Below are 13,281 nucleotides of genomic sequence, written 5' to 3' on the forward strand. Positions count from 1 at the left end.
TTATTTCGAGAGCAATCTCATCGTGTCTTCCAGCCCCTTCAAGGTCAGCGGGAACATGCGCTGGCTCATGAGTTGCTGGACCACGCTGATGCTCTGTCGATACTGCCACACGCCCTGAGGTTCCGGGTTGATCCACGCGTACTTGGGAAAAGCGTGCGTGAGGCGCTGCAGCCACTCGGCGCCGGCCTCCTCGTTGTTGTATTCCACGCTGCCGCCCGGTTGCAATATTTCGTAAGGACTCATGGTCGCGTCGCCCACGAAGATGAGTTTGTAGTCCTTGTTGTACTTGCGGATGATGTCCCAGGTCGGGAATTTTTCGGCGTAGCGACGGCGGTTGTTCTTCCACATGAAGTCGTAGACGCAGTTGTGGAAGTAATAGAAGTCGAGGTGCTTGAACTCGCCCTTGACCGCCGAGAACAGTTCCTCCACACGCTGGATGTGTTCGTCCATGGTGCCGCCCACGTCCATGAGCAGCAGCACCTTCACGTTGTTGTGCCGCTCCGGGATCATCTTGATGTCCAGGTAACCCGCGTTCGCCGCAGTGGCACGGATGGTGTCGGGCAGGTCCAGCTCGAATTCGTTGCCCTCGCGCGCGAACTTGCGCAGGCGGCGCAGCGCCACCTTGATGTTGCGGGTGCCGAGTTCCTGCGTGTCGTCGTAGTCCTTGTAGGCGCGCTGCTCCCACACCTTCACGCCGCTCTTGTTGCCGCCCTTGCCGCCGATGCGCACGCCCTGCGGGTTCTGCCCGCTGTTGCCAAACGGCGAGGTGCCGCCGGTGCCGATCCACTTGCTGCCGCCCTCGTGGCGTTCCTTCTGCTCTTCCAGGCGCTTTCGCAGCGTCTCCATGAGCTCGTCCCAGTCCATCTTGGGCGCGTTGGCCTTCTGCTCCTCGGACAGGATGCGTTCCATCTCCTGGCGCAGCCAGTCGGCGGGAATGGGCTTGGTGAAGTCCGCGATCATTTCCACGCCCTTGAAGTAGGCGGCGAAGGCGCGGTCGAACTTGTCGTAGTGCTTCTCGTCCTTCACCAGCGCCGTGCGCGCCAGGAAGTAGAAGTCGTCCATGGAACAGGCGTCGGGGTTGCGCGGCCCGACCACGTCGGCCTGCAGCGCCTCCAGCAGCATCAGGTACTCCTTGACGGAGACCGGCAGCTTGGCCGAGCGCAAGGTGTAGAAGAAGTCGATCAGCATGGTGATCTCCCGGTTTCAGGCGTGAAGGCCGCGCAGGTAGAGCAGTTGGGCTTTCGCCTCCGGCCACTCGCCCGCCCGCAGGCTGTACATGACCGTGTCGCGGATGGTGCCGTCGCGGCGCAGGGCGTGGCCACGGATGACGCCGTCCTTTTTCGCGCCCAGCCGTTCAATGGCCTTTTGCGACGCGAAGTTGTAGTTGTCGGTGCGCCAGCCCACCACGTGGCAGCCCAGCGTGTCGAAGGCGTGGCCCATCATGAGCAGCTTGCAGGTGGTGTTGACATGGCTGCGCTGCACGCTCTGCGCGTACCACGTGTAGCCGATCTCCACGCGTTTCACCGCCGGCAGGATGTCGTGGAAGCTGGTGCTGCCCAGCACCTGGCCGGTCGCCTCCTGGGTCACGGCGAACGCGAAGCGGTGGCCCTCGGCGCGCATCTGCAGTGCCGACGCGATGTAGCCGCGCGTCTCAGCCGGCTCGGGCACCGAGGTGATACGCAGCTTCCACAGCTCGCCATCGGCTGCGGCGGCGCGCAGGCCGTCTTCATGGTCGAGCGAGAGGGGGACCAGGGCCAGTCCGTTGTCGCGCAGGGTGACGGGTTCGACGAAGGCCATGGTGCGGTGGTCAGGTGGAGGAGGGGGGTGCGATCAGGCGGCGGGCCACCAGCTTGCCCACGCCACAACCCAGGGCGATCAGGGCCAGGCCTGCCATCTCGCGCCAGCCGAAGGCGTCAGGTGCGGCGAAGAAATCGAGGCCGAGCAGTTTGCCCAGCTGCCAACCGGCGAGGGAGCCGATGACGAATCCGGCCGCATCGGCCAGGCCTTCCCTGAGGGCATTGCGTGTCTGGTTGTCCATGGTGTCTTTCAGCGATTTCTCTGGTTCATGAACACGAGCTTTTCAAACAAGGTCGTGTCCTGCTCGTTCTTGAGCAGCGCGCCCACCAGCGGCGGGATGCTGACCTTGCTGTCGGCGCTTTGCAGGGCTTCGAGCGGGATGTCTTCGGCCATCAGCAGCTTGAGCCAGTCGAGCAGCTCGGAGGTGCTGGGCTTTTTCTTCAGGCCGGGCAGGTTGCGCACGTCGTAGAAGGTCTTCATGGCCGCGGCCAGCAGCTCTTTCTTGAGGCTGGGGAAGTGCACGTCCACGATGCGCTGCATGGTCTCGGCGTCGGGGAACTTGATGTAGTGGAAGAAGCAGCGGCGCAAAAACGCGTCGGGCAGCTCTTTTTCGTTGTTGGAGGTGATGAACACCAGCGGGCGGTGTTTGGCGCGCACCAGTTCGCGCGTCTCGTAGCAATAGAACTCCATGCGGTCGAGTTCGCGCAGCAGGTCGTTCGGGAATTCGATGTCGGCCTTGTCGATTTCGTCGATCAGCAGCGCCACCGGCTCGTCGGCGGTGAAGGCCTGCCACAGCACACCCTTGAGGATGTAGTTGTGGATGTCCTTGACTTTCTCTTCGCCGAGCTGGCTGTCGCGCAGGCGGCTCACCGCGTCGTATTCGTACAGGCCTTGCTGCGCCTTGGTGGTGCTTTTGATGTGCCATTGCAGCAGCGGCAGCTTGAGCGCGGTAGACACCTCTTCAGCCAGCATGGTCTTGCCGGTGCCCGGCTCGCCTTTCACGAGCAGCGGGCGCTTGAGCGTGATCGCGGCGTTGACGGCCAGCATCAGGTCCTGCGTGGCGACGTAGTTCTCGGAGCCTTGGAATTTCATGAAATGCTCTGCTGAAAGATTGAACGAGAGGTGACAACCGGGGCGATTCAGCCCCGCGGGTGCTGGCTGCAGCCTGACAAGGCCCGCACCGCCGGGGGTTTTGAGGGAAAGGGCGCCTCGACCGGTCTATATAATCAGCGGTTGATTTTCCCCCGCTGACTCATTCATTGTGCTTGCAAAATGACCTCACTGCTGTCCACGATCACCCGCACCCTTGTCGCCGCTGCGACGCTTTCCGCAGCCGCTTTTTCGGTTCACGCCCAGGGTGCCACCGGTGATGTGGCCGCGGGTCAGAAGAAGGCCGAGATGTGCATCGGCTGCCACGGCATCCCGGGCTACCAGAACAGCTTCCCCGAAATCCACAAGGTGCCGATGATCTCTGGCCAGTCGGGCGCCTACATCGTGTCGGCCCTCAACGCCTACAAAAAGGGCGACCGCAAGCACCCCACCATGCGCGGCATCGCGGGTTCGCTGAACGAGCAGGACATGGCCGATCTGGCCGCGTACTACGCCTCGCACGCCGACAAGACCGCCGCAGACACCCCCCGCACCGCCAGCACCGCGGCCGCGGCCCTGATCGAGAAGGGTGCCTGCGCCTCCTGCCACGGCGCCAACTTCAGCAAGCCGATCGACCCGAGCTACCCCAAGCTGGCCGGCCAGCATTCCGACTACCTCTTCTTCGCCCTCAAGGCCTACTCCGTCGAAGGCAACAAAGTGGTGGGCCGCTCCAACGGCATCATGGCCGGCATCGCCAAGCAGTACTCCACCGCTGAAATGCGCGAGATTGCCAAGTACCTGGGCTCGCTGGACAGCGAGCTGAAGGTGGTTGCCCAGCCGCGCTTCAAGTAAGCCTCGCCTGCCCCCGCAAAAAAGCCGCTCTTGAAGCGGCTTTTTGTTGTCTGGTGCGCCCAGCATGGGCGCCCACCTGCGGGTGCAAGTCCCGCTGCGAGCTGGTCACAGTGAGCAAAGTGAAGCGCAACTGCGTGAGGGCGACCGAGCGTGGGAAGGAAGCGTGGAGCGTAAAGCGCGAGCCGATGAACAAGAACCGCATAGAAGGCGTTGCCGAGCAGGGCGAGTGGGCCAGAAACCACGAAGCTCTTGTGACCAAAGGCGAGGCGACGTAGATGCGGCGGTTGTGCGCTGAAGGTGTGCGTTCTTACCTGGGGAGATCTCGCCTTGTTTCTGAAAGGAAGACGGCTCTGCCGGAGCGAGAAGTCAGCATAGGTCGTAGTAGCTGGCGCCGGGGCCGATGAGGCCAGAAGGCAAGAGCGAAGGACCGAACGAGAGTGAGTGAGCGAGGACAAGGAGATGTCAAAGGCCATGCGTCAGATGCTGGAGCGATCCGGGCGGGTGGGCGTAGCGTACGGTGAAGCCGTGCGCGATCTCATCAGCGACGAAGCCTGCGGCCCGCTCCTTGAGCACCCGCACACAGGGTCGGCACAGCCGAAGGCGGGCACTGGTGGCCTGCTGGAAGTGGCGCTGACGAGACAGAACCTGCAAGCCGCCTGGAAGCGGGTCAGGGCCAACAAGGGTGCCGCCGGGGGGGACGGGCTCGACATCGAGCAAACCGCCCAGCTGATCCGCCAGCACTGGCCCGACATCCGCCAAGAGCTGCTGGCAGGGCACTACCGGCCCAGCCCGGTACGCAAGGTGATGATTCCCAAGCCGGATGGAAGCCAGCGCGAGCTGGGCATCCCCACGGTGCTGGACCGACTGATCCAGCAGGCACTGCTGCAAGTGCTGCAACCCCTGATCGACCCCACCTTCAGCGATCACAGCCATGGGTTTCGTCCGGGCAGGCGGGCGCACGATGCGGTCAAGGCCGCGCGGGCGTACGTGCAAACGGGCAAGCGCGTGGTGGTGGACGTGGACCTGACGAAGTTCTTCGACCGGGTCAACCACGACATCCTGATCGATCGAGTGAGAAAGCGCATCGACGATGCTGGAGTGATCCGGCTGGTTCGGGCCTATCTGAACGCTGGGATCATGGATGGCGGGGTGGTGGTTGATCGCCACCTGGGCACGCCGCAAGGTGGGCCCCTCTCGCCACTGCTGGCCAACGTGCTGCTTGACGATGTGGACAAGGCGCTGGAGGCCCTGGGCTACAGCTTTGCGCGCTACGCCGACGACTGCAACGTCTACGTGGGCAGCAGACGAGCCGGGGAGCGGGTGATGGCCTATCTCCGGGAGCTGTACACCGGTTTGAGGCTTCAGATCAACGAAGCCAAGAGCGCGGTGGCCAGCGCCTTCGGGCGCAAGTTCCTGGGGTATGCGTTGTGGGTGAGCAAGGGAGGAGAAGTCAAATGTGCAGTCGCAAAGAAGGCACTGGAGACCTTCAAGGCCCGGGTGCGGCAGCTCACACGCCGCTCGGGCGGGCGCAGCATGGGCGAGGTGGTGGAGAAGTTGCGGCCCTATCTGCTGGGCTGGAAGGCGTACTTCGAGATGGCGCAAACGCCCAAAGTCTGGCGAGAGCTGGATGAGTGGCTGCGCCACCGGCTGCGGGCCATCCAGCTCAAGCACTGGAAGCGGCCGCGGCCGATCTACCGGGAGCTCAAGGCGCTTGGGGCGAGGGAAAACGTGGCGCTACAAGTGGCTGGCAACAGCCGCCGCTGGTGGCGCAACAGTGACCGGCTGCTCAAGACCGTACTCACCATTGCGTACTTCGACCGATTGGGAATGCCAAGGCTGTCCTGACCTCAAGCTCTCGAACCGCCCGGTGCGGACCCGCACGCCGGGTGGTGTGGCAGGGGTGCCTCCGAATATGGAGGCCCCCTATGCCGATTTCAGTCCTGTGTCGCGCGCCGGCGCACCTGGTCGATGTAGGCCTGCCCATCGGGTGGCCGCCCGGCGCGCTGGCTTTCCCAGAGCATGGTGCCCAGGCACTCCATCACCTCGTGGTGGGCGGCGTGCAGATCGTCGCGGCGCGCGGTGAGCAGCTCCACCGCCTGGCGGATGCCGGGGGGCTGGTCAATGCTGCACTGCTCGCTGATCGACAGGTGCATGGACAGGTGCAGAAACGGGTTGTCGCGGTCGGTGCCGGGCTCACCGATGCGGGAGAGCGCGGCGTCCACGTCGCTCAGCTCGGCGTGGTACTCGGGGTGCTCGGCGATCCACTGGCTGGCCAGCGTTTCGATGGCTTCCATGGGCTGCTGCTGCAGCGTCTTGGCGTGCACCGCGCAGAAGAAGCGGCGCACATCGGCTTGGGTCGGATTGAACATGGCGTGATTGTCCCGCAGCGCAGGGATCAAAGCCGCCAGGTGGGCAGTTGCCAGTTGCGCCACAGGGCCAGACCGCGCAACCCGGCCGTTACCACCACGCAGGCCAGCAGTGCCAGCCAGCCCGGCGCCTGCAGGTGCCACAGGCCCACGTAGACCCAGCTGCCGGCGAACGCGCACACCGCATACGGCCGGTGATCGTGGAAGGCGGAAGGGATCTCGTTGCACACCACGTCGCGCAGCACGCCACCGCACACGCCGGTGATGAGCCCCATGAGCACGGCCACCAGCGCGGGCATGTCCAGCAGCAGCGCCTGGTGCACGCCGGTGGCGGCAAACAGGCCCAGGCCGAGCGCGTCGGGCCACTGCATGGCGCGCGCGGTGAGCGCAAAGTGGCGCGAGCGCAGGAACAGCATGGCCAGCACGCACAGCGCGAACACACCCCACAGCAGCTCCACGTGCCGCACCCAGAAGAACGGCCGCTGGTCCAGCAGCAGGTCGCGCAGCGTGCCGCCGCCAAAGGCCGCCAGGAAACCGACCACGCACACGCCCACCGCGTCGAGCTTCTTGCGCGCGCCCTCCATCACGCCCGACAGCGCAAAGGCCGCGGTGGCGCTGATCTCGACCAGCAGGCGCAGTCCTTCGCCCCAAAGCGCCACGTTGTTCAGGGGCGTGTTCACGCGCCGCCTTTCACCGCCAGCAGGGTGGAGATCTGGCGGGCGGCCTCCAGCAGCGGCGGGAGCAGGGTGTCCTGCACCACGCGGGCGCTGGTGCGGTTGGCCTGGCCGCTCAGGTTCAGTGCGGCCACCGTGCGCCCGCTGCCGTCCACCAGCGGAGCGGCCAGGGAGATCAGGCCTTCTTCGAGTTCCTGGTTGACCAGGCACCAGCCCTGCTTGCGCACTTGCTGCACGCGGGTGAGCAGCGCGGCCGGGTCGGTGAGCGTGTGGCGGGTCAGTGGTTTGAGGTCGGACGCGTCCAGGCGCGCGCGCACCTCGTCGTCGCTCAGGCCGGCAAGCAGCATGCGGCCCATGGAGGTGCAGTAAGCCGGCAGGCGCGAGCCGATGCCCAGCGAGTTTTTCATGATCTTGTGCGTGGGCACGCGCATCACATAGACGATGTCGGTGCCGTCCAGCACGGCGGCCGAGCTGGATTCCTTGACCGATTCGACCAGCGCCTCGACCACCGGCTCGGCGAGGTTCCAGATCGGCATGGACGAGAGGTAGGCAAAACCAAGGTCGAGGATTCGGGCGGTGAGGCGGAAGTCGCGGCCATCGCTCTCCACATAGCCCAACGCCTGCAGCGTGAGCAGGATGCGGCGGGCTCCGGCGCGTGTGAGGCCGCTGCGCGCAGCGACTTCGCTCAGCGTCTGGCGCGGCGCCAGTGCGCTGAAGCTGCGGATGACTTCGAGCCCGCGCGCGAACGACTGCACGTAGCTGTCGCCGGGGCGGGGCGGGGCGGTGGATGTGGCGGGCATGGGCGCTTTTTTGAACAGCCTGTTTATAATTCATTCTGCGAACATTTGTTCTTTGTACGAACAAATTTTCAAGAAGCTGCATTCGATTCGAACTGGAGACCACGTGATCAACAAGATTTCCCCGTCGATTGCCGACGCCCTGTCGGTGGTGCAGGACGGGCACACCGTGCTCATCGGTGGTTTCGGCACCTCGGGCATTCCCACCGAGCTGATCGACGGCCTGATCGAGCATGGAGCGCGCGAGCTCACCGTGGTGAACAACAACGCCGGCAATGGCGACACGGGTCTCGCTGCGTTGCTGGCCGCCGGGCGCGTGCGCAAGATCGTCTGCAGCTTCCCGCGCCAGGCCGACAGCCACGTGTTCGACGGCCTTTACCGCGCCGGCAAGATCGAGCTGGAACTGGTGCCCCAGGGCAACCTGGCCGAACGGCTGCGCGCCGCCGGTGCCGGCATCGGCGGCTTCTTCACGCCCACCGGCTTTGGCACGGCGCTGGCCGAGGGCAAGGAAACGCGCGAGATCAATGGCCGCCATTACGTCTTCGAGTCGCCGCTGCCTGGCGACGTGGCGCTCATCAAGGCCGAGCGCGGTGACCGCTGGGGCAACCTCACCTACCGCAAGGCCGCGCGCAACTTCGGGCCGGTGATGGCCATGGCCGCGCGCCACACCATTGCCACCGTGCACCACATTGCTGAACTCGGTGAGCTCGACCCCGAAGCCATCGTCACGCCCGGCATCCACGTCGGAAAAATCGTTCGCATCGACCGCGTGGCCACGCAGGCCGGCGGTTTCAAAGGGTCTGTATGAATTATCAGAAACGCAGCAAGGCCGAACTTGCGCAGCGCGTGGCGCGCGACATCCACGACGGTGCCTATGTGAACCTGGGCATCGGCATGCCCACGCAGGTGGCCAACCACCTGGCCCCAGGCATCGAGGTGGTCTTGCACAGCGAAAACGGCATTTTGGGCATGGGCCCGGCGCCGGCTGCCGGTGAAGAAGACTACGACCTCATCAACGCCGGCAAACAACCCGTGACGCTGCTGCCCGGCGGCGCGTACTTTCACCACGCCGACAGCTTCGGCATGATGCGCGGCGGCCACCTCGACATCTGCGTGCTCGGCGCGTTCCAGGTCTCGGCCACCGGCGATCTGGCCAACTGGAGCACCGGCGAGCCGGGCGCCATTCCGGCCGTGGGCGGCGCGATGGACCTGGCCGTGGGTGCCAAGCAGACCTGGGTGATGATGGACCTGCTCGACAAACAAGGCCGCAGCAAGGTGGTGCCCACCTGCACCTACCCGCTCACCGGTGTCGCCTGCGTGAAACGCATCTACACCGATCTCGCCACACTCGCGTGCACGCCGCAAGGCCTGAGGCTCATCGACAAGGTCGATGGCCTGGAGCACGCCGAACTCGAACGCCTGGTGGGCCTGCCCATCGCCGCCTGACCCCGCAACACCGGAGACCTTCATGACCCAAGCTTTCATCTGCGACGCCATCCGCACCCCCATCGGCCGCTACGGCGGCGCGCTCTCCAGCGTGCGCACCGACGACCTCGGCGCCATCCCCTTGCGCGCGCTGATGCAGCGCAACCCGGGCGTGGACTGGGCCAGCATCACCGACGTGATCTTCGGCTGCGCCAACCAGGCCGGCGAAGACAACCGCAACGTGGCCCACATGGCCAGCCTGCTCGCCGGCCTGCCGCTGGAGGTGCCCGGCGCCACCATCAACCGCCTGTGTGGCTCGGGCCTCGATGCCCTGGGCACGGCAGCGCGCGCCATCCGCTCGGGCGAAGCCGGCCTCATGATCGCCGGCGGTGTGGAGAGCATGAGCCGCGCGCCCTTCGTGATGCCCAAGGCCGAAAGCGCCTTTGGCCGCAACAACGCGGTGTACGACACCACCATCGGCTGGCGCTTCGTCAACAAGCTCATGAAGGAAAAGTACGGCGTGGACTCCATGCCCGAAACCGCCGAAAACGTCGCGACCGAATTCAAGATCGAGCGCGAAGCGCAGGACCGCATGGCCCTGGCCAGCCAGACCAAGGCCGTGGCCGCGCAGAAAGCCGGGCATCTCGCGCGCGAGATCGTGGCCGTGACGATTCCCCAGAAGAAGGGCGACGCGATCGTGGTGGAGCACGACGAACACCCGCGCGCCACCACGATGGAGTCGCTCGCCAAGCTCAAGGGCGTGGTGCGCCCCGACGGCAGCGTGACCGCCGGCAACGCCAGCGGCGTGAACGACGGCGCCTGCGCCCTGCTGCTGGCCGATGAAGCCAGCGCGAAGAAAAACGGCCTGACGCCGCGCGCCCGCGTGGTCGGCATGGCCACCGTGGGCGTGGCCCCGCGCATCATGGGCATCGGCCCGGCACCGGCCACGCAGAAGGTGCTGGCGCTCACCGGCCTGTCGCTGGCGCAGATGGACGTGATCGAGCTCAACGAAGCGTTCGCCGCGCAAGGCCTGGCCGTGCTGCGCATGCTGGGCCTGCAAGACGACGACGAGCGCGTGAACGCCTGGGGCGGCGCCATTGCGCTGGGCCACCCGCTGGGCGCCAGTGGCGCGCGCCTGGCCACCACGGCGGTGAACCGCCTGCACGCCACGGGCGGGCGCTACGCGCTGTGCACCATGTGCATCGGCGTGGGGCAGGGAATTGCGCTGGTGATCGAGCGGGTCTGACGCGCGTTTTCCAGCGCGCGCAAAACTGATTTGCGCGGCGCTGCTTGAAGTGGCGCGGAAGGGCCGCGACACTGCCTGGGGCGCTGGGGCGTGCACGTTCGCACGCCGCCGGCCACCAGGAGACAACACATGCGATTGCACTTCATCGGCGTGGGCAAGATGGGCCTGCCCATGGCCCTGCACTTGCGCGCCAGCAGCGCCGACGTCAGCGTGAGCGACTTTGATGTAGCGCGCTGTTCGCTCGCCACCGAGCAGGGGCTCACCGTCGCACCCGACGCCGCGCAGGCCCTGCGGCAGGCCGATGGCGTGTTTTCTTCATTGCCGCACGATGCGGCCCTGCTCAAGGTGGCCGAGCAGGTGGCGACCCACGCCAAGCCGGGTACGTTCTGGGTCGACACCAGCACCGTGTCGCTCACAGCGTCCGCGCAGGCCGCGCAGATCGGCGAAGCAGCGGGCATCGAATGCGTTCGCACCACCGTCTCGGGCAACAACAAGATGGCCGAAGCCGCGCAGCTCACCGTGCTGGCTTCAGGCCCGCGCACCACCTACGACCGTGTGTTGCCGCTGCTGCAGCGCTGGGGTCCGAACCAGTTCTACCTGGGCGAGGCCGAGCAGGCGCGCCTGATGAAACTGGTGATCAACCTCATGATTGCGCAGACCAGCGCGATGCTGGGCGAGGCGCTCACGCTGGGCCGCAAGGGCGGGCTCGACTGGCACGACATGTGGCGCGTGATGGGTGCGAGCGCCGTGGCCTCACCCATCGTCAAGGCGAAAGCGGCGCAGCTCTCGGAGCGCGATTTTTCAGCCACCTTCACCGTGAACCAGATGGTCAAGGACCTCGACCTCATCCTGGGCGCGGGGAGTGACCACCAGGTGCCGCTGCCGCAAACCGCCCTGACACGCCAGCTCATGGACGCCGCGCGCGCCCACGGCGATGCGGATGCCGACTACGCCGCCATCATCAAGGCGGTGGAACGCAGTGCAGGGCTCTCAACATGAAACGCTTCACCTACCAGAGCCTGCCTTCGCGCGTGGTGTTCGGCGCCGGCTCGCTGGCCCAGCTGCCGCGTGAGATCGAAGCCATGGGCGCGCACCGCGCGCTGGTGCTGTGCACGCCCGAGCAGCGCGGCATGGCCGAACGCGTGGTGGCCTTGCTCGGTGATCGCGCGGCGGGCGTGTTTGACCGCGCCGTGATGCACGTGCCCATCGAGACCGCGCGCGAAGCGCGCGAGGTGGCGCGTCAGCTCGGCGCCGACTGTGCCGTGGCCATCGGGGGCGGCTCCACCACCGGCCTGGGCAAGGCCATCGCGCTCGACTCGGGCCTGCCCATCCTGGCCATACCGACCACCTACGCCGGCTCCGAGATGACGCCGATCTACGGCATCACCGAAGCCGGGTTGAAGAAGACCGGCAAAGACATCCGCGTGCTGCCGCGCACCGTGATCTACGACCCCGAACTCAGCCTGGGCCTGCCCGTGGGCCTGAGCGTGACCAGCGGTATCAATGCCATTGCGCACGCGGCCGAAGGTCTGTACGCGGTGGACGCCAACCCCGTCATCAGCCTCATGGCACAAGAAGGCATCGCCGCCCTGGGCCGCGCGCTGCCGGTGATCAAGGCCAACCCGTCGGATGTGACGGCACGGTCCGATGCGCTCTACGGCGCCTGGCTCTGCGGCACCGTGCTCGGCACCGTGGGCATGGCCCTGCACCACAAGCTCTGCCACACGCTGGGCGGCAGCTTCAACCTGCCGCACGCCGAAACCCACACCATCGTGCTGCCCCACGCACTGGCCTACAACGCTGCCGCCGCGCCCGAGGCCATGGCCCGCATCGCCTCGGCACTTGGCGGCACCAGCGCCGCGCAAGCGGTGTTCGACTTGGCGCGGGACAACGGCGCGCCGGTGGCGCTCAAGGACATCGGCATGAAAGAGGCCGATCTGGACCGGGCCTGCGAGATTGCGATGAGCAACCAATACCCGAACCCTCGGGCGCTGGAGGCGGGGGCGATTCGGCGGTTGTTGCAGGATGCGTTTGAGGGGCGGCGACCCGGTTGATCGGAGCCGGTGTCCATCAATACACCGTGAACCGCCCCGTCCACTTGCGCTCGTAGCCCATCTTCACGAAGTGCTCGGCCATGAAGTCGATGAAGGTGCGGACCTTGGCGCTCAGGTGTTTGCGGCTGGGGTAGGCCAGGTTCACGGTGATGCGGGGCAGGTCCCAGTCGTCGAGCACGGGCACCAGGCGACCGGCCACGATGTCGTCGTACACGATGTAGCTCGGCTGCACCAGGATGCCCAGGCCGTCGAGCGCGGCGGCGCGCAGGATCTGGCCGTCGTTGGATTCGAGCAGGGCCTTCACCGCCACCGTCTGGCTCTCTTCACCGCGCGTGAAGCGCAGTTCGTAGGGGTTGTTGGCGTGCACGTAGATCAGCAGGTGGTGGCGCTGCAGCTCGTCCAGCGTTTTGGGGAACCCGTGTTTGGCCAGGTACCGCGGTGAGGCGGTGAGCACACGGCGGGTTTCGGCCAGGCGGCGGATGGTGATGTTGCTGTCGGGCTCCACCTCGCGGTTGCGGATCGCCACGTCGATGTTGTTGTCGATGATGTCGAGGTAGCGGTTGGCGGCTTCCACGTGCACGGTCACGTTGGGGTAACGCTCGGTGTATTCGCGCAGCAGCGGCGCAATGTGGTGCAGCGAAAACGACAGCGAGGCGCTGATGCGCAGCGTGCCAGTGGGGTTGAGCGCGGCGGCGTTCACGGTGGATTCGGCATCGCGCAGGTCGGCCAGGATGCTGCGGGCACGTTGAAAGAATTCCTGGCCCGTGTCGGTGAGGTAGAGGCGGCGCGTGTTGCGCTCCACCAGGCGCACGCCCAGGCGCTCTTCGAGCGCGGCCAGCTGGCGGCTGGCGCTGGCGTTGGACATGTCCATCAGCTCCGCCGCACGGCTCAGGCTGCCGCTCTCGGCGACGTGCACAAACAACTCCATCTCGGTCCAGCGATCCATGTTCACCCCGTATTTGCAGCGCGCGGAAAAGTCAT

Annotated in this window: 15 protein-coding genes; 7 read left to right on the forward strand and 8 right to left on the reverse strand. The window is 66.1% G+C overall.

Going from position 1 to position 13,281, the window contains the following annotated elements; all coding sequences use genetic code 11:
- Genes F9Z44_RS04050 through F9Z44_RS04065 form a run of 4 tightly spaced genes read right to left on the reverse strand, consistent with a single transcriptional unit; the run spans position 1 to position 2,889 of the window.
- Positions 1-1,188 (reverse strand): vWA domain-containing protein, encoded by a 1,188-nt coding sequence (locus F9Z44_RS04050; protein WP_159603809.1) that lies wholly within the window; start codon positions 1,186-1,188, stop codon positions 1-3.
- Positions 1,189-1,203: 15 nt separating this feature from the next.
- Positions 1,204-1,797 (reverse strand): GNAT family N-acetyltransferase, encoded by a 594-nt coding sequence (locus F9Z44_RS04055; RefSeq protein WP_159603810.1) that lies wholly within the window; start codon positions 1,795-1,797, stop codon positions 1,204-1,206.
- Positions 1,798-1,807: 10 nt separating this feature from the next.
- Positions 1,808-2,038: a hypothetical protein gene (locus F9Z44_RS04060; RefSeq protein ID WP_159603811.1), complete on the reverse strand. Its 231-nt coding sequence runs from the start codon at positions 2,036-2,038 to the stop codon at positions 1,808-1,810.
- An 8-nt stretch (positions 2,039-2,046) separates the two neighbouring features.
- Positions 2,047-2,889 carry an AAA family ATPase gene (locus F9Z44_RS04065; protein ID WP_069045400.1) on the reverse strand — a complete coding sequence of 281 codons (843 nt, stop codon included), beginning with the start codon at positions 2,887-2,889 and terminating at the stop codon, positions 2,047-2,049.
- Between the two features lie 180 nt (positions 2,890-3,069).
- Here F9Z44_RS04065 and F9Z44_RS04070 point away from each other — a divergent pair, with 180 nt between their 5' ends.
- Both F9Z44_RS04070 and ltrA read left to right on the forward strand, forming a co-directional pair.
- Positions 3,070-3,738 (forward strand): c-type cytochrome, encoded by a 669-nt coding sequence (locus tag F9Z44_RS04070; RefSeq protein WP_159603812.1) that lies wholly within the window; start codon positions 3,070-3,072, stop codon positions 3,736-3,738.
- 459 nt (positions 3,739-4,197) lie between these two features.
- Positions 4,198-5,583 carry a group II intron reverse transcriptase/maturase gene (gene ltrA, locus F9Z44_RS04075; protein WP_159603813.1) on the forward strand — a complete coding sequence of 462 codons (1,386 nt, stop codon included), beginning with the start codon at positions 4,198-4,200 and terminating at the stop codon, positions 5,581-5,583.
- Between the two features lie 89 nt (positions 5,584-5,672).
- On the opposite strand, the gene F9Z44_RS04080 is transcribed toward ltrA, so the two are convergent.
- The 3 genes from F9Z44_RS04080 to F9Z44_RS04090 are packed head-to-tail and all read right to left on the reverse strand — an operon-like array spanning position 5,673 to position 7,578.
- A complete protein-coding gene (locus F9Z44_RS04080; protein ID WP_159603815.1) occupies positions 5,673-6,107 on the reverse strand; it encodes a DUF1841 family protein in 435 nt (144 codons plus the stop codon).
- Between the two features lie 26 nt (positions 6,108-6,133).
- A complete protein-coding gene (locus F9Z44_RS04085) occupies positions 6,134-6,784 on the reverse strand; it encodes a trimeric intracellular cation channel family protein (protein WP_236574247.1) in 651 nt (216 codons plus the stop codon).
- Positions 6,781-7,578 carry an IclR family transcriptional regulator domain-containing protein gene (locus F9Z44_RS04090; RefSeq protein ID WP_159603817.1) on the reverse strand — a complete coding sequence of 266 codons (798 nt, stop codon included), beginning with the start codon at positions 7,576-7,578 and terminating at the stop codon, positions 6,781-6,783. The genes F9Z44_RS04085 and F9Z44_RS04090 overlap by 4 nt, the downstream gene beginning before the upstream one ends.
- 103 nt (positions 7,579-7,681) lie before the next feature.
- Here F9Z44_RS04090 and F9Z44_RS04095 point away from each other — a divergent pair, with 103 nt between their 5' ends.
- The 5 genes from F9Z44_RS04095 (at position 7,682) to F9Z44_RS04115 (ending at position 12,300) form a co-directional block, all read left to right on the forward strand.
- Positions 7,682-8,383 (forward strand): 3-oxoacid CoA-transferase subunit A, encoded by a 702-nt coding sequence (locus tag F9Z44_RS04095; RefSeq protein WP_159603819.1) that lies wholly within the window; start codon positions 7,682-7,684, stop codon positions 8,381-8,383.
- Positions 8,380-9,021 carry a 3-oxoacid CoA-transferase subunit B gene (locus F9Z44_RS04100; protein ID WP_159603821.1) on the forward strand — a complete coding sequence of 214 codons (642 nt, stop codon included), beginning with the start codon at positions 8,380-8,382 and terminating at the stop codon, positions 9,019-9,021. The genes F9Z44_RS04095 and F9Z44_RS04100 overlap by 4 nt, the downstream gene beginning before the upstream one ends.
- A 22-nt stretch (positions 9,022-9,043) precedes the next feature.
- Entirely contained in the window at positions 9,044-10,246 is a 1,203-nt protein-coding gene (gene pcaF / locus F9Z44_RS04105) for a 3-oxoadipyl-CoA thiolase (protein WP_159603823.1), read from the forward strand.
- A gap of 129 nt (positions 10,247-10,375) precedes the next feature.
- Positions 10,376-11,245, forward strand: a complete 870-nt coding sequence (locus tag F9Z44_RS04110; RefSeq protein ID WP_159603825.1) for an NAD(P)-dependent oxidoreductase — start codon at positions 10,376-10,378, stop codon at positions 11,243-11,245.
- Positions 11,242-12,300 (forward strand): maleylacetate reductase, encoded by a 1,059-nt coding sequence (locus F9Z44_RS04115; protein WP_159603827.1) that lies wholly within the window; start codon positions 11,242-11,244, stop codon positions 12,298-12,300. Before F9Z44_RS04110 ends, F9Z44_RS04115 begins: the two co-directional genes overlap by 4 nt.
- Positions 12,301-12,316: 16 nt before the next feature.
- Here the strand turns inward: F9Z44_RS04115 and F9Z44_RS04120 are convergent, their stop codons facing one another.
- Positions 12,317-13,246, reverse strand: a complete 930-nt coding sequence (locus F9Z44_RS04120) for a LysR family transcriptional regulator (protein ID WP_159603830.1) — start codon at positions 13,244-13,246, stop codon at positions 12,317-12,319.
- Positions 13,247-13,281: the final 35 nt, after the last annotated feature.

This window comes from Hydrogenophaga sp. PBL-H3, assembly GCF_010104355.1.
GTDB lineage: Bacteria > Pseudomonadota > Gammaproteobacteria > Burkholderiales > Burkholderiaceae_C > Hydrogenophaga.

Bases quoted from the DNA above. Each gene is read 5' to 3' on its own strand.
- F9Z44_RS04050 (WP_159603809.1), bottom strand. From the start codon at position 1,188: ATGCTGATCGACTTCTTCTACACCTTGCGCTCGGCCAAGCTGCCGGTC.
- F9Z44_RS04055 (WP_159603810.1), bottom strand. From the start codon at position 1,797: ATGGCCTTCGTCGAACCCGTCACCCTGCGCGACAACGGACTGGCCCTG.
- F9Z44_RS04060 (WP_159603811.1), bottom strand. From the start codon at position 2,038: ATGGACAACCAGACACGCAATGCCCTCAGGGAAGGCCTGGCCGATGCG.
- F9Z44_RS04065 (WP_069045400.1), bottom strand. From the start codon at position 2,889: ATGAAATTCCAAGGCTCCGAGAACTACGTCGCCACGCAGGACCTGATG.
- F9Z44_RS04070 (WP_159603812.1), top strand. From the start codon at position 3,070: ATGACCTCACTGCTGTCCACGATCACCCGCACCCTTGTCGCCGCTGCG.
- ltrA (WP_159603813.1), top strand. From the start codon at position 4,198: ATGTCAAAGGCCATGCGTCAGATGCTGGAGCGATCCGGGCGGGTGGGC.
- F9Z44_RS04080 (WP_159603815.1), bottom strand. From the start codon at position 6,107: ATGTTCAATCCGACCCAAGCCGATGTGCGCCGCTTCTTCTGCGCGGTG.
- F9Z44_RS04090 (WP_159603817.1), bottom strand. From the start codon at position 7,578: ATGCCCGCCACATCCACCGCCCCGCCCCGCCCCGGCGACAGCTACGTG.
- F9Z44_RS04100 (WP_159603821.1), top strand. From the start codon at position 8,380: ATGAATTATCAGAAACGCAGCAAGGCCGAACTTGCGCAGCGCGTGGCG.
- pcaF (WP_159603823.1), top strand. From the start codon at position 9,044: ATGACCCAAGCTTTCATCTGCGACGCCATCCGCACCCCCATCGGCCGC.
- F9Z44_RS04110 (WP_159603825.1), top strand. From the start codon at position 10,376: ATGCGATTGCACTTCATCGGCGTGGGCAAGATGGGCCTGCCCATGGCC.
- F9Z44_RS04115 (WP_159603827.1), top strand. From the start codon at position 11,242: ATGAAACGCTTCACCTACCAGAGCCTGCCTTCGCGCGTGGTGTTCGGC.
- F9Z44_RS04120 (WP_159603830.1), bottom strand. From the start codon at position 13,246: ATGGATCGCTGGACCGAGATGGAGTTGTTTGTGCACGTCGCCGAGAGC.